Annotated in this window: 13 protein-coding genes and 1 pseudogene; all 14 read right to left on the reverse strand. The window is 59.6% G+C overall.

The window, feature by feature from the left end; translation table 11 throughout:
- Position 1: 1 nt before the first annotated feature.
- The 14 genes and pseudogenes from VXJ37_RS06810 to VXJ37_RS06875 all read right to left on the reverse strand — a co-directional run bounded on the left by VXJ37_RS06810 (position 2) and on the right by VXJ37_RS06875 (position 18,704).
- Complete coding sequence (locus VXJ37_RS06810) at positions 2-1,111, reverse strand: alpha-ketoacid dehydrogenase subunit beta (RefSeq protein WP_331322293.1); 1,110 nt, start codon at positions 1,109-1,111, stop codon at positions 2-4.
- The gene (gene pdhA, locus VXJ37_RS06815) at positions 1,108-2,313 is read right to left on the reverse strand and encodes a pyruvate dehydrogenase (acetyl-transferring) E1 component subunit alpha (protein ID WP_331322294.1); all 1,206 of its coding nucleotides are present in this window, start codon (positions 2,311-2,313) and stop codon (positions 1,108-1,110) included. The genes VXJ37_RS06810 and pdhA overlap by 4 nt, the downstream gene beginning before the upstream one ends.
- Positions 2,314-2,669: 356 nt before the next feature.
- Positions 2,670-3,531: pseudogene (locus VXJ37_RS06820) on the reverse strand (3-hydroxyacyl-CoA dehydrogenase family protein).
- Between the two features lie 589 nt (positions 3,532-4,120).
- Positions 4,121-4,390, reverse strand: coding sequence for a transposase (locus VXJ37_RS06825; protein WP_331322295.1), 270 nt, complete (start codon positions 4,388-4,390; stop codon positions 4,121-4,123).
- Between the two features lie 383 nt (positions 4,391-4,773).
- Positions 4,774-5,025, reverse strand: a complete 252-nt coding sequence (locus VXJ37_RS06830; protein ID WP_440589781.1) for a hypothetical protein — start codon at positions 5,023-5,025, stop codon at positions 4,774-4,776.
- A 603-nt stretch (positions 5,026-5,628) separates the two neighbouring features.
- Positions 5,629-7,104: an NAD-dependent succinate-semialdehyde dehydrogenase gene (locus tag VXJ37_RS06835; RefSeq protein ID WP_331322296.1), complete on the reverse strand. Its 1,476-nt coding sequence runs from the start codon at positions 7,102-7,104 to the stop codon at positions 5,629-5,631.
- 81 nt (positions 7,105-7,185) lie between these two features.
- Complete coding sequence (locus VXJ37_RS06840) at positions 7,186-8,877, reverse strand: thiamine pyrophosphate-dependent enzyme (protein WP_331322297.1); 1,692 nt, start codon at positions 8,875-8,877, stop codon at positions 7,186-7,188.
- Positions 8,878-9,131: 254 nt separating this feature from the next.
- Complete coding sequence (locus tag VXJ37_RS06845) at positions 9,132-10,634, reverse strand: carboxylesterase/lipase family protein (protein ID WP_331322298.1); 1,503 nt, start codon at positions 10,632-10,634, stop codon at positions 9,132-9,134.
- 235 nt (positions 10,635-10,869) lie between these two features.
- Positions 10,870-11,892, reverse strand: coding sequence for an ABC transporter permease (locus tag VXJ37_RS06850; RefSeq protein WP_331322299.1), 1,023 nt, complete (start codon positions 11,890-11,892; stop codon positions 10,870-10,872).
- Complete coding sequence (locus tag VXJ37_RS06855) at positions 11,889-12,866, reverse strand: ABC transporter permease (RefSeq protein WP_331322300.1); 978 nt, start codon at positions 12,864-12,866, stop codon at positions 11,889-11,891. Before VXJ37_RS06855 ends, VXJ37_RS06850 begins: the two co-directional genes overlap by 4 nt.
- Positions 12,863-14,455 carry a sugar ABC transporter ATP-binding protein gene (locus tag VXJ37_RS06860; protein ID WP_331322487.1) on the reverse strand — a complete coding sequence of 531 codons (1,593 nt, stop codon included), beginning with the start codon at positions 14,453-14,455 and terminating at the stop codon, positions 12,863-12,865. The genes VXJ37_RS06855 and VXJ37_RS06860 overlap by 4 nt, the downstream gene beginning before the upstream one ends.
- 5 nt (positions 14,456-14,460) lie before the next feature.
- Positions 14,461-15,687, reverse strand: coding sequence for a substrate-binding domain-containing protein (locus VXJ37_RS06865; RefSeq protein ID WP_331322301.1), 1,227 nt, complete (start codon positions 15,685-15,687; stop codon positions 14,461-14,463).
- Between the two features lie 429 nt (positions 15,688-16,116).
- On the reverse strand, positions 16,117-17,661 hold the full coding sequence (locus VXJ37_RS06870) for a CocE/NonD family hydrolase (RefSeq protein ID WP_331322302.1): 1,545 nt from the start codon (positions 17,659-17,661) through the stop codon (positions 16,117-16,119).
- Positions 17,662-17,828: 167 nt separating this feature from the next.
- On the reverse strand, positions 17,829-18,704 hold the full coding sequence (locus VXJ37_RS06875) for an EthD domain-containing protein (protein ID WP_331322303.1): 876 nt from the start codon (positions 18,702-18,704) through the stop codon (positions 17,829-17,831).
- Positions 18,705-18,740: the final 36 nt, after the last annotated feature.

An 18,740-nucleotide genomic window follows, 5' to 3' on the forward strand; every position in this document is an offset into this window, starting at 1 on the left:
ATTAGTCTTTCCACTGGAGGTCATCCACGGCGTCGAGGATGCGGTCCACGCCGGGCAGGTAGTAGTGCTCAAGTTTCGGTGCTGGGTAGGGAACGTCAAACCCGGTAACACGCCGGATCGGCGAGATGAGGTGATGGAAGCAGTTTTCTTGAACCCGGGCTACGATCTCGGAGGCCACGGAGGCAAAGCTGTGGGCTTCGGCGATGACTACTGCCCGACCCGTTTTGCGGACCGAAGCGCTAACTGTCTCGTCATCGAAGGGGACGATTGAGCGGATGTCGATGACTTCCAGAGAACGTCCTTCTTCGGCGGCTGCAGCGGCTGCAGCCAAGGCGGTGGGCACGGACGGGCCATAGGCGATGAGAGTAGCGTCAGTCCCAGGGCGCGCGACAGCCGCCCTCCCTTCACTTGACGTCCCCGCTTCCGCATTGGCAGCGTGCTGGTCACGCAAGGTCCGCAGGTCCGCCTGATCCTTTGACCAGTAGAGCTTTTTAGGTTCCAGGAAGATGACCGGATCATCGCAGTCAATAGCTTCTCTTAGCATGCGATACCCGTCAGCGACCGTTGCAGGTGCGTACACTTTGAGGCCGGCGGTATGGGCGTAGTAGGCCTCGGAGGAATCGCAATGGTGTTCGACACCCCCGATCCCGCCAGCATAAGGAATGCGTATCACCATCGGCAGCTTTACCGCACCCTTCGTTCGGTTATGCATTTTGGCCACATGGCTGACGATCTGTTCAAATGCGGGGTAGGCGAAGGCATCGAACTGCATTTCGATGACAGGTCGCATACCGTTCATGGCCATACCTATGGCCATGCCCACGATGCCTGATTCTGCCAAGGGAGTGTCAAAGCACCGTTGCTCGCCGAAAGTTTTGGTCAGCCCGTCAGTAATGCGGAAGACCCCGCCAAGCGTTCCAACGTCCTCGCCGAAAACAATGACTGACTTGTTCGCATCCATTGCATCAACCATGGCCGTATTGATCGCCTTGGCAAGGGTCACTGACTGCTGCCGTGTATCGGACGGGGCAGAGCGAACAACAGCCGTGGTTGTTGTTCCGCCGTCACTGATACTGGGGGCTTCATCGGCGGTTGTGATGGTGGGGTTCATTTCGTGGCTTCTTCCCGGGAGATTTCATCGGCGAGCAGAGCGGACTGTTCCTCGAGCTGCGGTGTGGGGGATGAGAACACGTACTTGAATAGATCCTGCGGGTCGACGGCGACGTCCTCGCTGAGCCCTTCGCGAAGCTGTGCAGCAACGGCTTCTGCCCTTTCTGCTATCCGAGCCTTAAGATCCTCATCAAGGAGTCCCTTATTTGTGAGATAGGTCGTCATCCGGGACAGGGGATCTTTGGCAAGCCACTCGGCAACCTCGCTGTCCTGGCGGTAGCGGGTGGCGTCGTCCGCGTTGGTGTGGGCTTGCATTCTGTATGTATGAGCTTCGATGAGAAGGGGACCCGTACCGTCACGGGCCAGTTTTACGGCACGTCCCAATACGGCCAGCAGAGCAACTAGATCGTTGCCGTCCACGCGCTCGCCTGCCATCCCATAACCAACTGCCTTATGCGCGAGGGACGGGGCAACGGACTGCTGTGCCAAGGGCACGGAAATGGCGTACTTGTTGTTCTGTACGAAGAAGATGACGGGGAGTTTGAAGACGGCTGCAAAGTTCAATGCTTCGTGGAAGTCCCCTTCACTAGTTGCTCCGTCCCCACACATGGCCAAAACAACCGTTTCCTCACCGCGCAGCTTGGCTGCGTGGGCGACTCCCACAGCATGCAGAAGCTGCGTGGTCAGGGGTGTGGACTGAATTCCTACTTTGTGGTCGTTAGGGTTGTACCCGCCGTGCCAATCACCGCGAAAAAGGGTCATCACCTCCACGGCGTCAACGCCGCGGGCCAAAATGGCCACTGAATCCCGGTAGGTCGGAAACATCCAGTCCCCGTCTGAGAGGCAGACGGCTGCTGCTACTTGGCAGGCCTCTTGGCCGTGGCTCGATGGATATACAGCCATACGACCCTGACGCACCAGGGCGGAATTCTGATCATTGACACGGCGTCCGATGACCAGCTGCTCGTAGGCGGCGAGCAATTCCTGGTCTCCTGGAACTGGATACTCATGACCAGGCTGACTACCCTGATCCTTCAAGGAGATCAGGGCACCGCTGGGGTCCACCATTTGAATTGGGTGTTGTGCTGGGAGCAGGTAGTCCTCCACCGAGATCCCAAATTTGCGCACCGACTCGGCAATTGGTCCCTCCGGGGACACGGGTGGTGCCATGTCGGGCACCGTATGGTTTGCGGAGATCGTCATTGTTCCGTCCTTCGTAAATCAGTATGTCTACTAACCATGCAATGTTGTGAACCTGTTGGGCAGTAGGCAAGACAAACTATGGACGATTGCACGCCCTATCGGGGGATCTAAAGACGAACGGGATAAATGGCCCCACTTGCGGCAGGAAGCTCAGACAAATAGAAATCTAGACCTACTCAACCCGTCACATAGACGCGGAGTCAGTGTGATTGACGGAACATTCCTATTGGAGTTATCGCTGACGGACTGATGCTGCTGTCGGAGAGGCCTCACATGCCTCCGTGGGACCAGCCGAGATTACAAAGCGTCGTCAGTAAGGCGCCTATATAGGGGAAATTGCTGAAAGCGCCCTGGGGTTATGCCCAGTCGAAGAATCCCTACCGGCCTTACGTCCAAGTTCTGCCCTGGCCACCACTGATTTCAGGATCTGCGAGGGCGAAACGCTCGCCAAAGGTTGCATGCAGGTACTCTGCTATCCCCAGCTGCACGTCCAGCCCCACAAGGTCCGTTGTTCTTAGAGGCCCAACGGCAGGCTTGTAGCCGAGGACGATAAAGACGTCGATATCTTCTGCTGATGCCGCGCCCTCTTCCAGCATGCGTATTGCGTATTACCTCAAGCGCGATCGCTATGCCAAGACGTGACGATGGAAAACCTGGTGTGTCCCTGACCGTTACTGCAACCTTATCCAGCGCTTCAACCAACCCTCTGGCCGTACGCGCCAGTTCGACGGATGTGCGCGTTCCGACTACTACTTCGATGAGTTTTGAGGCGGGAGCCGGATTGAAGAAGTGCAGGCCTAAGAAGTTTTTGGTCGAAACAGATGGTGCGCGAGATCATTAATGGAAAGAGAAGCCGTACTGGACGCCAAATATGACGTACCTCGATTGTTTGAAGAGCGGTGACCTTCCAGTCGCAGTCCTCTGGGACTGCCTCCCACTACTAACTTCCCATCCATAGATCTGTCGTAATCGAGGCCTATTGTGAGCTTGGATGTCAGCACTTCCAGGTTGTAGTGGTCAATGGTGCCGCTCTCGACGCTCTTTAGGACGGCGGATTGAACGCGGGCTCGGGCAGCTTGGAGCTGACTCTTCATCCCGCTTCACGATAACGACGTCGGCGCCCTTGATCAGGAATGCGTGAGCAATCCCTGCGCCCATTTTTCCGCCGCCAACACCGACTAAGGCGGGAAGTCCGCTGGGAAGAATTGAGTCTTGCATAGGTCGTTGTCCTTCCTATCTCTGCGAAAAGCTTCTTGTTCGCGTCCTTCCCATGTCCAATCGAGAAAAGTTGCCGTTCACATCTAGGCATGGTCGGTTTGATTCGGTAGGTTCGGTCGTCGCCTGCTGCGAGTACGCATCTGAGTTGGTGAAGCTGCGGGCGATGCGGCGGGTTATTCCGATGAACGCCGTTGATCGTTTCGGCGGGCCCGTTGGAGGCACCATTCGTGTCGAAGTAGGCCAGGATTGCAGTCTTTTCGGGCCACGTCGCGGACGAGGCCATGACTTCGCTGACGAGTTCCCTGCCCCGTTCCGGTCTGGCGTCGATATTGCGGAGCTTCTGGCAGCACTGCGACGCCAGGGTGACTTTGTGGTCAAGATCCCGGCGGTGAGATTGGCATCGAGTCGGGCCTACTGTTTTTCGGTGAGGTGTTCGGCTCCGATCTGCAGAGCCCTGCGGATCCCGTAGAGCGGGTCTCCCTTTTCGGCCTCCGCGTCCGAGGGTGTTCTGCTGGACCCGGCGCCGGACTTAATCGACCTTGGCTGAACCAAGCTTCACGAGGTGGAACGCGTCAAGGACGCTGGTCGCTTAGGGCAGTTCGTCGTGGATCGCGTTGGCGTAGCCGCGGAATGGATCCAGCGCTGCCGCTTTGATGCCGGCGGTGAATCCGGTTCCGCGGTCTTTGAGCCAGTCGGCGTAGGCCCTCCCGGACCCGCCCGGGACGAGGTCCAGCAACCTGGCGTGCACGACATTCTCGTCGCGGGCATGGCCCACGATCCCGGTGACCATTCCGGTGCCAGGCGGGCCAGTTTGGGACCAGACGTACTCATCGACACCGAGCGCATTCACGCCTGTCATCCGGCGCCAGACACGCATAGCCCAGAGCAGCCGCGCATGCTGGACGTACGGGGAATGTCGTGGAGCTGGGGCCTGGCGGCGTCGGTGGCCCACGACAACGACACCCCAGCCAGGGAAGCCAGCAAGATCACCACGGGTCTCGACGTGCAGAAGCAGGCTGACGCGGTACTCGTGACGGAGTTGACGTGGACGCCCTTGACACCGAACAGCGCATCTGCGCGCACTACTGGCCATGGGAACAAGGCATGTGGTTAGTCATGTCAGGGTCTCCTTTTGGTTTTGGTTGCTCGGTCGCTACCAATTCAAAGAGGCCCTGACGTCTTTCCCACGGCACCACGGCGAACCGACAAACCGCAGCCCGGCGGCGATCTCCTCAGACCGGCCTAACCAGGCTCATTTGCCAAGGGCCAGAAGAGTCTGCTCACCGCGGAGCTGCGCCGAAGAAAATGGCGTTCCCACTGAACGGTTTGCAGGAGGGCGCCTGCCAGCGGGATGTCAACGCCCAAAGGGAAAGCGATAGCTCCGCCGTCGTTCTTAACAGTCTCGGGATCGAAGCCCAGTCGCCGTATGCAAGCAAGAGGTTGCGCGGCAAATGCCTCATTCAGCGCCACCGCTCCGATTTGGCCAACCCTCAGTACGAAGAGATGCCAAAGTCACTGGATTACGTGGACGGATCGACAGTCGCGGACATGGACCAGTTTTCTATCGTTTAGCTCGTCTCTTATCCAGATGATGAGGCCGTCGCTCGTCTTGGACTCAATGATCCCCCCATAAGTTTGAGCGTTGTTCCCTTGAAGGGACACGACGTCGCCCCGCGCCAAACTAGTCCAGATCAACAAATGGTGTTTCTCTCCCTCGCTAAGATGCTCTTCGTCTGCGGGGTCGCGCTGCTGCGGCTCTGACACCAAACTGTCCTTTCGCTGGGTATGTGAAGTGCTTTGTCATTCGGAACTCAACATTTCCGAGGTCCCCATATTTCGTGCTACTTACGAGAACGTCATGTCATGATGAGGCAATATCGAGATGGACTGAGGGGCGACGTTGTTAGCAAGGAGTTGATCCTGGGCATTGATTATGCGGCGGCCCTGCAGTTCCCAGGCGGGGAGGTACAAGGGCTATACAGGTTTGCCGATGCCTCGATTCAGGGTTTTCGAGTTCCGGGACGACTGAGCCAGGACACTAACTGTAGGTTGGCAGCCGTAGCGGCCCGACGCCCGGCAAATTGCAGGCAGCGCACATTAGCTCGTGCAGGGGTCGGTGATGCCGATGTATTGGGTGGTGGTGTATTCGGCGATGCCTTCGGATCCGCCTTCGCGGCCGAGGCCTGATTGTTTGACGCCGCCGAAGGGTGCTGCGGCGTTGGAGATGACGCCAGCGTTGAACCCGACCATGCCGAACTCGATCTGCTCGGCGACGCGCAGGAGTTTGTTGAAGTCCTTGCTGTAGAGGTAGGACGCGAGACCGTACTCGGTGTTGTTGGCGAGCCGGATGGCTTCCTCCTCGGCGGTGAAGGTGGTGATGGGGGCGACGGGGCCAAAGATTTCCTGGCCCAGGATCGCGGCGTCGTTGGGGACGTTGGCCAGGACGGTGGGCTGGTAGAAGTAGCCGGGCCCGTCCACGGGTGCCCCGCCGGTGACCGCGGTTGCTCCCGCCTCGACGGCCGCTGATACCAGTGCGTGGACGTCGTCGCGGGCGTCGGCGTCGATGAGCGGTCCCACCTGGGTGGCCGCCTCGGTGCCGCGCCCGGTGGCCAGGGCGCCCATCGCCGTGGCGAACTTCCGCGTGAATTCGGCGGCGACGGTTTCGTGGACCAGGAACCGGTTGGCGGCGGTGCAGGCTTCGCCCATGTTCCGCATTTTCGCGGCCATGGCCCCTTCGACGGCTTTGTCGAGGTCAGCGTCCTCGAACACGATGAACGGTGCGTTCCCGCCGAGTTCCATGGAGGTGCGCAGGACGTTGTGGGCGGCGTCGGCCATGAGGCGTTTGCCGACGGGGGTGGAGCCGGTGAAGGAGACCTTCCGGAGGCGGGAGTCCTTGAGGAGCGGCCCGGAGATCCCGGAGGCGGAGGCGACGACGTTCAGGACTCCGGCGGGCAGGCCGGCGTCGAGCATGGTCTGGGCGAAGTACTGGGCCGTGAGTGGGGTGAGTTTGGCGGGTTTAAGGACCATCGTGCAGCCGGCGGCGACCGCCGGCGCGACTTTGCGGGTGGCCATGGCGAGCGGGAAGTTCCAGGGGGTGATGAGCAGGCAGGGACCGACGGGTTTGTGCTGGACCAGGATCTTGTTTTTGCCTTCGGGGGTGGTGAGGTAGCGGCCATAGTCGCGGACGGTTTCCTCGGAGAACCAGCGCAGGAACTCCGCGCCGTAGGTGACTTCACCGCGGGCCTCCGCCAGGGGCTTGCCCATCTCCAGGGTCATCAGGAGCGCGAAGTCCTCGGCGCGTTCGGTGACCAGGTCAAAGGCCCGGCGCAGGATCTCCGCCCGTACCCGGGGCGCGGTGCGGGCCCAGGAGGCCTGGGCTGCGTCGGCGGCGTCCAGCGCCGCGATCGCGTCCTCACTCGTTGCGGAGGCGAGGGTGGCAAGGACCTGCCCGGTGGCCGGGTCATGCACGTCGAACGTGCCGCCGTCGGACGCATCCACCCACTTGCCGTTGATCAGCAGGCCGGTGGGGACAGCATCCAACAAGTCGAGTTCGAAAAGCGCGGGGACAGACATGGGTTTTCCGTTCTAAAGCAGTTGAAATGCGGTAAGTTCGAAGGTGGCGTCACTACGGACCAGGACTCCTGCCGCAGGGCCTTAGTATGCTTTGACCCTTTGTTCCACCACTAGGTGGATGAGCGCGAACACGTGATCCTCATCGATGGCCTTAAGCGCCCCTTCGACGGCTGCGGGGATGTCGGCGTCGCGTTCAACTTTGATGCCGAAGCCGCCAAAGGCATCGGCCATGAGGGCGAATTCCGGGTTTTTCAATTGGGTGCCGGAGACCCGGTCAGGGTAGTGGCGTTCCTGGTGGGTGCGGATGGTGCCGTATTCCTGGTTGTCCATCACAACCACTAGAGGAGTAGCCCCGTACTGGGCTGCGGTGGCAAGTTCCTGGCCGTTCATGAGGAATTCCCCGTCACCTGCGATGGTGACCACCCGCCGGCCAGGATATTCCAGAGACGCTGCGATGGCTGAGGGGACGGAGTAGCCCATGGAGCCGTTGCGGGCGCTGAGCATGGATGCGTAACGCTGGGTGGGGAAGTATCGGTGGGCCCAGTTCGTATGCTCGCCCGCCCCGAGTGTCACCATTGCATCGACAGGCAGCGTAGGAACGAGGTTGGCCATCAGGGTGTCCATTCTTGCGTGCCCGGCCGAGGGCGCCGCCGGGGGAAGGGCGGCGAAGGCTTCCTGTTCGGCCCGCATTTTTGCCGTCCACTTCTTCCATTCGTCCTTGACTGGCAGGTCAATCTTCGCCAGGTCCCGGACGAACACGTCAGGTTTAGCCACGATTTGGTAAGAAACTGGGCCTGACCGGCCGCGGAGGGACGGGTCGATGGTGACAAGAAAGTTCTTCTTTTTCCAGTCCTGCCTGCAAAGAAAGCCGTCGGTAATAACATCGCCCGGGACAGTGCCCACGAAGATCAGCAAGTCAGTCTCCTCGAGCAGGTCATAGGTCGAGCGTGGTCGGCCGTAGCCGATGGGACCGACGTACGAAGGTGAACTGAAGGGGACTGTACCTTCGGTGCGCCATTCCGCTGCGGCGGGGATGTGGTGCTTCTCCAGCCAGTGCGTGAGTTGGTCGGCGCCTTCCTGGGTCCAGTCGTTTCCACCGGTCACGAACAGGGGCTTGCGGGAAGCGGCTAAAGCCTCTGCCAGTGCTGCGGAGTCCGCTGTTGTCATTCCGCCGGTAGCTACGGGAATAGGCGGATGCAGTTCGGCGGGGATCTGCTGGCGGATGACGTCTTCGGGCAGGCCGACGACGACAGGGCCGGGCCGCCCGCTCATTGCTGCGAACAACGCTTCCGCAACGATCTCTGAGGCCCGCTCTGCATGATCCAGAACCATGACGCGCTTGGCGCCGGTGTCAAACCAGGCCTTAATGTCGAATTCCTGAAACGCCTCGCGGTCCCGGTGGGCGAAAGGAATCAGCCCCACGAACAGGACCATGGGGGTGGAATCCTGCCACGAAGTGTGCAGTCCTACGTGGGCATTGGCCGCTCCAGGACCGCGAGTGACCATAGCAATACCGGGTACCTGGTTCATCTTGCCGTCAGCCTCGGCCATATAGGTAGCACCACCCTCGTGGCGACAGATGATCGTTTCGATCTCAGAATCACGGAGCCCGTCAAGGACATCCAAAAAGCTTTCACCAGGGACAACGTGCGTCCGCTTGATGCCGTGTGCAACCAGAGAGTCTACGATGACGTGGCCGGCGGACTTCAGCCGGGCTCTTTTGTATACATGGGCCGGTGGTGATGATACTGCCAGGCCTGACCCGTTCGTCATGATTGGCCGAGCCGTGAGCTCAGGTTACCGACTGCAGCCCGCGCAGGGTGACCAGCCAGCTCAACCGCGGTAACGAGCGCATCGTCTGTCTTGCAGAGGAGCTTCATTGTTTACTTTTCCTTGTCTATTTTGGGCGCTTAGGTAGCCAAGCAGGGCTACTCGATATGGAAGGCCGGCTCCCGGATTTTGGTTTGGAGGGCTTCCCTTTCCCCGAGGCAGCAGTACCTAACCAGGTTTAGAAACTAAGGGCCGGTTCACCGGCTCAGCTCGTGGTGTTGCAATAGCTCGAGGGCGCCGCAAGTGTCTTTGAGGGACAGTTCAAGCCGTTCGGCTTCGGGGTAGCGCGTCACAGGATTCTCGCCGCCCCATATCTGTACCGACTGGTCTGGTCCCCATTGTGGCCATCCCGGGTTTCCGGTTGCGGCGAAGCGGGTCCACGCGCTGCGCATCCTGACGCCCGATTCGATCACTGAGTCAGTTGGTTCCGGGATCAGCGCTCCCATTCCGGTGTCTAGAGTGTTGAAGGTCAGGGGCAAGTCGATGGCGTGCGGTGAACCCATGCCCCCAACCGGGTCGATGCACAGTTCGTAAACGAAAACGTGTCCCCCGGCCTCGGCGGCGGCGGTGGCGGCCTGCATCGTCGGGGCAAGGAACAGGTAGTCGGTGATGACCTTCTCGTATACCTCCCCGGGTTCTGCCTGCGGCATGATGACGCGATAGCTGTCGGCGTCTCCGTTTGGTGCGAAAATCTGCAGAGCGGTGTCCGCTTCCTCGCGCGTGATCTTAAACCGCTTCTGCTGGGCGGTGAATATACGGTATTCATCGCGGGTGTGGCCGGTGATCATTGGAATATCACGGGCGGCGCCACCCCGCAGCGCCGTCCAGGGGTCCTCAGGCAGGGTGTCCCCATCCACGATCGGCCCAAAGGGCGAGGGAGAGTGGGCAAGGGGACCCCAGAGGTCTGCGCAGTCTCTCATAGTGCTCATGACCAGCCGCGTTGCGTCGGCCAAAGCCTGAGGACTCAACTTCTCAAGGGAGCTTGCATCTACTGTTCCTTCTATGCCAGCTGTGGCGGCGATGGCCCGGGTGACCGAGTGCGCGAGCGGTTGGGAGAGGAACATTCGCGGAATACTTTGGGCGATGGCACGGTGGAACAGGCCGCGGGCGCGTGGCATGGCGAGCAGGGCCAGAACGCACCCTGCTCCAGAGGATTCTCCGAAGATAGTGACCTTCGTAGGATCACCGCCGAAGGCGGCAATGTTGTCCCGCACCCATTCGAGTGCCGCGATCTGGTCAAGGATCCCGCGGTTGGAGACGGCCCCGTCGATCTGTCCGAACCCGTCCACACCCATCCGGTAGTTCACGGTGACCACCAGGACACCTTCGCGGACCAGCGACGTTCCGTTGTACGCCTTTTCTGATCCTGCACCTGCGAGGTAAGCGCCGCCGTGGAACCATACCATGACCGGCAATGGCTCTGGCGTTGGCGTTGGGGCCCATATGTTTACGGTCAGACAGTCTGGTGTGGGATCGTTTGACGGTGCGATGTCCGAGCCCGGCAGCTGCAAACCCTGGGGTGCCGGGGGCCCGTAGGAGCAGGAATCACGAACAGTGTTCCATGGGGTAGGTGGCTGAGGCGGCGCAAAGCGGTACTGACCCCAGGGCGGCGCGGCGTAGGGGATGCCAAGCCAACTGCGGACGCCGCTATCTTCACGGCCTTGGACTGGACCTAATTGAGTTGGAACTGGGTTGAGCATGGGATTGATCTTTCGTTATTTCGTTGCTTCGAATATGGGCCTGCGAAGCGGCGACGAGAGCTGGCTATGCGGTGGCTACTGGGGCCCTCCCCGTCGCGTCCTGTAGGCGCTGGGACAAAGGCTTGCCTGTTGTCCGCCGAGGCCGGCGGCTTGGCGGAGGCCCAACTAGCGGCGCCTCTGTCCACATGGTGTACCCATCAGGAACCAGGTTGCGATTGATATCAAATCTTGCCGATTAAACCCGGTCACGGAGGGCCCGGTCCCTGCTGTACCCAGCGACTACGACGAGAATCAGGATCCCGTAGATGATCGTCTGATCTGAACTGGAAAATCCCACCCCAATGAGAGTGGTCGACAGTACCGTTAGAAGCAACGCGCCGATGAAGGTATGCCAGTAGTCTCCCCGGGCGCCAAAGGCTGTACCTCCGACTATGACCGCAGTTAGGCTCTGGAACAGGTAGGGGTCACCCATTGTGAGATCCGCGCTTCCGCTGAAGCCTGCCAGTAAGGCGCCTACGACGGCGGCGGAAAGGGCGCTGAGGGAGAATGCTGATACCCAGATCCTGCGGGTGGGGACGAGGGCCAATTCTGCTGCACGGATACTCGATCCTGTTGCGTAGACAGATTTCCCGAACTTTGTGTGCCGCAGAATAAATCCGATGCCCACTGCAAGTAGGCACCAGAGCACCACAGCCGGGGGTATTTTGAGACCAAAGGTTGTGCCGACGGGGGATACAAAATTTGAAAGAAAGGCGGGCGCGGAGCCTGGCTGTTTGCCGCCGATCCAAATAAGAGTCGCCCCGGTCACTACTGTTCCAACTCCCAGAGTTACTATGAGTGGTTGGACGCGATACTTGTGGGAAAGATAGCCACTGGTTCCGCCGACCACAAGGGATACGAGCACTATGAGTGCTGCAATGGCAGGGAAGGGCCAGCCATAGGTACCGTACAGTTCGGATGTTAACATTGCGCTCAGCACAATGAACGCTGGCACTGATAGGTCAAGGCCCCCCAAAAGAACGACAAGCGTTTGTCCCAGTGCTGCAAGTCCAAGAAAACTTGCGATTATCAGCATGGAGTAGACGCTGTTCAAGCGGGTAAACCCGGGTATGAGCGAAGCACCCAGGATTATCAGCGTCGCGAGCATAACGAGTTGCAGCATCGGCACGCGGCCGTTGCCCCGGGTAAGAACGTCACGGATCCTTCCGGTTTTCGCCCGTGGATTGTCCGTTGAGACGGCGTTGGTGGGGGAGCTCATGCCACTTTTCCTTTGGTTTTGTTAGCCGTTGAGGTCCGGACTGTCACGATGATGGCTCCAATTAGCATTGCTCCGTATGTTAGGTTCAGCCAGGGCGTTGGCACGCGCATGGCGGAGAGCAGTATCTGGAACAGGAAAATGGCCGCTGCCGCCGCGAGGGAACCTCCCATGCCCCCTCGGCCGCCGGTCATGGAAGTCCCGCCTAGTACGACGGCGGTGATTGCGATCAGCGTGTACTGCATGCCCACGGTACTGTCGCCCGAGCGTAGGATTCCCGTCAGCGCTATGCCTCCGATTCCCGCGAAGAGCCCGCCCGTCGCGTATGCAACGACCCGCACGGCCGTGACATTCACGCCAGAGGTGAAGGCTGCGGTGTCGCTTCCGCCCACCGAGTAGAGGTTTGTCATCCAGGCCGTCTTGCCCAGGAGCGCCCAAAGCGCAAGAGGAGCAAGAATGAGGACTGCCGCGACAGGGACAGGGCCCCAGGAGCTGTTGACGGCGTCTGTCCAGTTGTCACCGGCCTGCATGGGAGAAGGGGCGAGCCGAATATTGACACCGATGAGGATCAGCATGGCGCAAAGGGTAGCTATGATGGGCTGATACCTGAGCACTGCGACCAGGACACCGTTCAGCGCCCCTATTCCAAGGCCGAGAACCAGCGCGGCAGTAATTCCCATAACTGGTCCGTCCAGCAATTGGCTTGGCAGCAGTAGAGTGACGATGACGATGTTGACAAGCGACATGACTGGGCCCACGGATATGTCTATGCCGCCTCCACCTCCGAGAATCGCAGGTGTTGACGCCATGGCAGCCAGTGCAAAGGGTGCGAATGCAGCAATGGTCTGCGGCATGTATTGGGGCGAGAACGCAGCGGGATTGACGATGAGATTAGCTGCAAGCAGAGCTATTGTCAGCATCGCGGCAATGGCGTAGGGGCGTTGCCATAACCTCGATATTTTATTGGTCCTTGTCACTGGGAATCCTCATGTCCGAAGAAACTCGAAACCAGTTTCTCTCTGGTGGTCCTCGTCCGATCAAGTTCTACGAAGACATTATTTTCCCGGAAAACCAGGGTGCGATCTGCAATTTCCAGGATTTCATCCACTTCTGTGGAAAGAACAATGAATGACACGCCTTGCTGAGTCATTAGCCTCATGAGAGCGTAAATGTCGCGTTTTGCGCCGAGGTCCACTCCTCTGGTCGGGTCGTTGAGGAGAACTATGTCCGGTTCCGCAGCCAGCCAGCGGGCAAGGACAACTTTTTGCTGGTTGCCTCCGCTGAGTGTTGTTATGGGGTTTCGGTCGCTGCTCATTTTGATCTTTAGCGTCTCTTTGAAGGCTTTCAATCGCCCTAGGGACCGAGACGGCTTTACTACACCAAACTGCACGTCGTGCGACAGCGTTGCTATAGAGAAGTTGTCTCCAATGGCTTGATTGGCAAAGATACCCTCCGTCCGGCGGTCTCGAGGAACGTAAACAATGGAGGCCTTCACGGCATCTGCGGGCGAAGTGATCTTCTGGGCCTGAGTCTTGGTGTAAGCGACGACCTCGCCGGCCACAGGTTCCAAGGCCCATAGGGCCCTGAGGAAGTGGTCTTGGCCGTGGCCTTCGAGCCCCGCCAGTGCGACGACCTCGCCCTTCCGCAAACGGAAATTGATGCCTTTTGACGATGCCGACAGCTTGAGTTCCTGCGTCTCCAGCTGGACTTTGTCATCCCGTCCTGCCGTTCGTACGTCAACCGATTCTTCGGTCTTGGACAACGTCTTTCCGGTCATTGAACTGACAAGGACTTCGGGGGTTACTTCGACGCGGGCGAAGTGGCCGACCGTTCTGCCCGACCTCAGCACTGTGACCCGGTCAGCGATGGCCGTTACTTCATCCATGCGATGTGAGATGAAGATGATGCTTGTGCCCTGGCCGGTTAGCTGGCTGCAGGTTTTGAAGAGACGATCCCGTGTGGCGATATCAAGTGCTGATGTCGATTCATCGAGAATGAGTATTCTCGGTTTCTTGACGAGGGCGCGGGCAATGCAACAGGCCTGCTGATCGGACAACGACAGTGATTCAGTGCGCTGGTCAAGGTCCACCTGTCGGCCCAAGAGTTCCTCCAGCACCGTATCTGCAATTTGACGCTTCTCAGCCTTTCGAAGCCTATTTCTGAACACTCCGTCATAACCAACCCATATGTTGTCCAGTACGGTTTGGTTTTCGATGATGGGTACCTCTTGGAAAACTGCGACGATGCCTGCATTTATCCCGTCCACCGGGTTGGAGAAAGGGCGCAGCCGCTCGCCGTCCATTGAGAGCGTTCCATCGTCGGGATTTTGCACCCCGGTCAGGATTTTCACGAGTGTACTTTTCCCCGAGCCGTTTTCGCCCATGACGGCGAGGATCTCGCCGGGAAACAGTTCCACATCACAAGCTGTCAAGGCACGGGTCTGGCCGTAGGATTTGGAGACCTGCTCAACGCGGAGTACCGGGGTCACCGATTTCACGGCGGTGGATCCGTTGCCCCCCAGTTGCGAACTCATGCTGCCGTCGCTGTCTGGGTCTACGAGCATCATCGCGGTCACTTCGCAAAAAATTGGTCAATGAAGCCCGCAGGCGGAAAGGTACCGGCCGGCGGCTCCGCGGACTTGCCCGACGAAACTTCGGCTCCACGGACAGCCCAGTCAGCCAGATTCTGGTCTGTGATCAGCGCCGGCTCAAGCAGGACAGTGTTCACCTTAATACCGTCACCATTCAAAACCCGAAGGGCAACATCAGCGATTACACTGCCCATGGCTTGAGGACCCTGCCCGGTTGCAGCACCCTTATAGCCTTCGGGGGCGTTCTTCTCCCAGTATGCGAGGCTTCCTTCACTCGCCGCGGCATCGGCCATGGGCGGCATCGGCCGGCCTGACTGCTCAAAGGCGCTGATGACTCCGTTGCCCATGATGGACGCCTGGACGACACCGCCCAGGTCGGTCTGGTGGGTACTCAGCCACTTGAGTACTTCCGTCTTTGCGGTTGTCGGGTTATAGGCGCCGACTACAGAGTCATCCAAAGTGATCCCAGGGCACAGTTCGAGGACCTTCTTGATTCCTTCAAAGGTCTCCGTTTCGATCGAGACGCCCTTGACACCGCGAACCCCCAGCATCGTCCCCTTGCCCCCCATCAATTTTGCGACTTCGGCTGTTGGCCTGGCTCCAAGAAGAAAGGAATTAGGGGAAACATTTATAACCTTGTCGGACGGAACGACCGACTGCATGGTGAGGGAAGGAATGCCTGCCGCCGCTGCCTGCTCGCTGAGCGGCACGAAAGGATCAGGCGCCAGCGGCTGATAGAGGATGAGGTCCGGGGAGGCCTGGATAGCCGCTTGGAACTGCTGCAGCTGTGTCGGAAGGCTGTTCTCGGCGAAGGACACGGTGACTTTCCCAATGAGCGGGCTCTTCTCAAGCGCTTCCTTCACAGTCTTCAGTAGCGTTGCCTGGTAGGGCACAGTTTCTGTCGAGTAAACGATGGCGACGTCATAGGGCGGAGGCGTGGCTGGCTTCCACTTGCTCCAAAAACTGGGTTTGAGGACCCCCGAGAATCCTGTGTACGCCGCCTTGGCGGCAGCGTCCATGCCTGACATGAGCCCTTCCGGATCATTCAGCGGCGTTGACGGGACGCTTCCACATTGCCCTTCGGCGGCCGTTTCAATCGCTGACGGCGATTGTCCCGCTGGAGCTACGGCCGCGCAGCCGGACAAAATAGCCCCGAGGGCAACAATTCCTACCAGCGCAGGAATGCCTGCCCTGCGGGTCAAGGTCATGGTAGTCATCAAATCTCCTTTGATTTGCAAGATAGTTTTGGGTGGGTGTGACACTTCGGTTGGTTCTCTGATATTGGGAAAGCGCTCCTGAGACGGCTGAAAAGAAGCTGTAAGGGCGACGTTGCGTCCCGTGGCCCTGGTCGGACAGGGTGAATCGTCGACCTACCGATCCTGGTGATGACCAGATCCGCGAGGGGGCCGGTTCGCTCGGGTTGCTGCCCCGGGAATTAGGCGGGTTACCTTGACTTGTTTCCGTTCGAAGGGCACGCCAAAGGTCTGCGAGTCGGCGAGTTGTCGCCGTGGACCAGAATTTGGGAGTTGTGGGGTGATGACCCGCGGCCTGTTGGCGAGGAACACGGTCAAATGTTTCTGTATGTATTCCTAGAGGGCGGACGATATCCGCCCTCCAGGAGGTGAGTCAAAGGCCGTTCAGCGTTTGATGACGGGGAGGTAGAGGTGGCTGTCGAACTCTCCGCCGGTGTGGATCGTGTGGTTGCCGGCGTTGTGCAGGGGCGCGAAGACGATTTCGAACCGTCCGCTGTAGCGTTGTACGGGCGTTCCCTTGACGATGACGCGGAGGCTCTCGCCGGGTTCGAAAAGGACGCTGTTGGGCCAGATCTCGATGTCCACGGGCACCGGTTTGCCGTGGACAAGCCAGTCCCGCCGGGCGTGCGAGTGCCAGGGGCGCTCCGGCGTGGACCGCTCCTCATCCAGTGCGCGATGGGAGGCCCGCAGCCAGCCGAAGCCCATCGGCCCGTCGTCATACATTTGGGAGAACGTGAAGGGTACCCGTTTCCCGTCCTGATCGAGTTTCTCGACTCCAACGAAAAGGTCGGCGTCATTGCTGAGGTCAGTCGAAATCCAAAGCCTGAGCTTGGCGTTGCCGGTCATCTCAACGCGCTCGTCGAAGCGGATATCGAATGTAGCGGCTCCGTTGTCGTCAGTTGACGGATACGATACGGCCGCGGGCATTTCGGGTCGTTGGGTGTTTAGTGCCCTTGCGTCCGCGTCCAGCCACAATGTCTCGTACGTGACGTCGGGCAGGGGCCAATCGGTTTCGTCCCGGAAGGTCCACTGGTCCTCGCGGGTGCGCACGCCGATGCGGACCCGAGGCCACTCGCTGACGCAGTTGTCGACGTCTTTGAGGTAGCGGTCGAAGAACTCCTTTTGGCGCTGGACGGACTCGGGCTGGTAAAAGCCCTCCCATTCCTTATCCCCGCGTATCTCGAGGAACTTGTCCGGAGAACTAATGCCTCTCCAAGCCTCGACTGTTCCCCGCAGGTGAAGGTTGTTGGGGAATTCGGTCACGGCGTACGTGGGTACGTCCACTGCTTTCCAGTCCGCGACCCGGCACTGCCAGTACTCATCGAAGGTTGGGTGGTCGCGCATCCCTGCTTCCATGTCCTCGACGCGTTGCTGGCCGGTGCCGGTGAGCTGCATCCAGCCGTGGATGAAAGGAAAAGAAGGGATGCCAGCGTGCAGGAAGGCCTCGCGGTAACAGTCACTGGCAGCATCCCAGGGCAGGATAGCAGCCAGGTGGGGCGGCTTTGTTGCCGCGACAGACCAGGCCGTCATGGCGAAGTACGATACTCCGCCCCAGCCCACCTTGCCCGTTGACCAGTCGCACTGGGCGAGCCACTCGACAATGTCATGACCGGCCCAAGCCTCTTCAGGCGTGAAGTAGGTCGCGTCCCCCTCGGAGTACCAGTTGCCCACGCCATCGACGATGGCGATGGCATAGCCCCATTCCGTCCAGGGAACGGGGTCGAACTGTTCCCAGGGCACAAAATCCGAAAGCGTCTCGAACGGGATGCCGGACCCGGCCCAGAGCGTTTCGATGTCGAGGTGGGGGTGCTTACCGAAAGGTGCGTAGCCCACGATGACCGGAACCTGGGTTGCGTTGCGCGGCCGGAATACATCAGCGTAGACGGTCCCTCTCCGGGTTGGAATGGCAACGTCACGTTCGATAAGCATGTTGCCGTGTTCCTCCCGCCGGTAGCCGAAACCCGGGTGAGGCTCCGCGCCGGGCAGAGGCTGGGAGGGCGCCCTGCCCGGGCGGTAGGTGCGCCCGAGGCGTGCGTCTGTTTGGGCTTGTTCCTCCGCTGAACAAGCCGGGCCTGTGCGTGCCGTAGTCGTTTCTGTCATGTCAGTACTCCATCCTTGGCAGGGATCTCTGTATTCCACTGCCCCCAATTGCGCTCCGTGGCGAGCGTTCCCGCCTCGACACTGCCGGGCGTCTCCACCGCTGGGCGCGGGAGAGCATCCGGGCCGGTGTAATCCCACACCACTCGCTCTACCACCGTCATAGAGAAACTGCGCCCCGCATCAATAATGCTGCTTTCGAGTTCCCTGCACTTCTGGTCAGCCTCCCGGCGCTCCCTGAAGCGGCGTGCTGCCTCCCGGTCGGGAAACCAAAGCTCTTCGATTCCGGAGTAGGTCTGCACACCACCCGCTTCAAACAGGGTGCCTTTGAACATCGCTGCGTCCAGGGGCAGCTGAGTGTTTTGCACGTAGCGGCGGAGGTCTTCGCCCTCGCCGGCAAGTTCAGCGATACGCGCCGAGTACTCACCGCGTCCCACATGCTCGAACGTGTCACGATCCACGCCCTCTGCCGGGGCGACGAAATTGACGACCTTCACCCCATGGCCCGGCTTCATTCCGGGACCAAATGAGTGGTCGGTGACCACGGAGGTGAGTTCGATAACGAACTCCTTGTCACCAAACGAGTGCGGCTGCATCCGGCGAGGGTAGTCCTCTCCTCCGAAAATCGCTTCCAAAGCATGAACATCCGGCATGACATGGTTCGCAATCGAATACCAGCCCTTTTCATGCCGCCCATAAGGGAAACAGCTATCCGGTACATTGTCGACGGCACGATGTTGGGAGTATTTTGCGAAACCCGCCATCACGCTCGGGGTTGTCAGCATGAGGGCGACATGAATTACGCCCCACTCAAAGTCGAACATGTCGCGGTCTGCACCCGGCTTTGGACGGGAAGCAAGCCAAAAGTTGATCATCTTTGATCCTTACCTAGGTGGTCCCAGAGCCCTTCA

The organism is Pseudarthrobacter phenanthrenivorans (genome assembly GCF_036455295.1).
Lineage (GTDB): Bacteria > Actinomycetota > Actinomycetes > Actinomycetales > Micrococcaceae > Arthrobacter > Arthrobacter phenanthrenivorans_C.

Coding starts and splice junctions, on each gene's coding strand:
- VXJ37_RS06810 (WP_331322293.1), bottom strand. CDS start 1,111: ATGAACCCCACCATCACAACCGCCGATGAAGCCCCCAGTATCAGTGAC.
- pdhA (WP_331322294.1), bottom strand. CDS start 2,313: ATGACGATCTCCGCAAACCATACGGTGCCCGACATGGCACCACCCGTG.
- VXJ37_RS06825 (WP_331322295.1), bottom strand. CDS start 4,390: ATGACAGGCGTGAATGCGCTCGGTGTCGATGAGTACGTCTGGTCCCAA.
- VXJ37_RS06835 (WP_331322296.1), bottom strand. CDS start 7,104: ATGTCTGTCCCCGCGCTTTTCGAACTCGACTTGTTGGATGCTGTCCCC.
- VXJ37_RS06840 (WP_331322297.1), bottom strand. CDS start 8,877: ATGACGAACGGGTCAGGCCTGGCAGTATCATCACCACCGGCCCATGTA.
- VXJ37_RS06845 (WP_331322298.1), bottom strand. CDS start 10,634: ATGCTCAACCCAGTTCCAACTCAATTAGGTCCAGTCCAAGGCCGTGAA.
- VXJ37_RS06850 (WP_331322299.1), bottom strand. CDS start 11,892: ATGAGCTCCCCCACCAACGCCGTCTCAACGGACAATCCACGGGCGAAA.
- VXJ37_RS06860 (WP_331322487.1), bottom strand. CDS start 14,455: ATGATGCTCGTAGACCCAGACAGCGACGGCAGCATGAGTTCGCAACTG.
- VXJ37_RS06865 (WP_331322301.1), bottom strand. CDS start 15,687: ATGACCTTGACCCGCAGGGCAGGCATTCCTGCGCTGGTAGGAATTGTT.
- VXJ37_RS06870 (WP_331322302.1), bottom strand. CDS start 17,661: ATGCTTATCGAACGTGACGTTGCCATTCCAACCCGGAGAGGGACCGTC.
- VXJ37_RS06875 (WP_331322303.1), bottom strand. CDS start 18,704: ATGATCAACTTTTGGCTTGCTTCCCGTCCAAAGCCGGGTGCAGACCGC.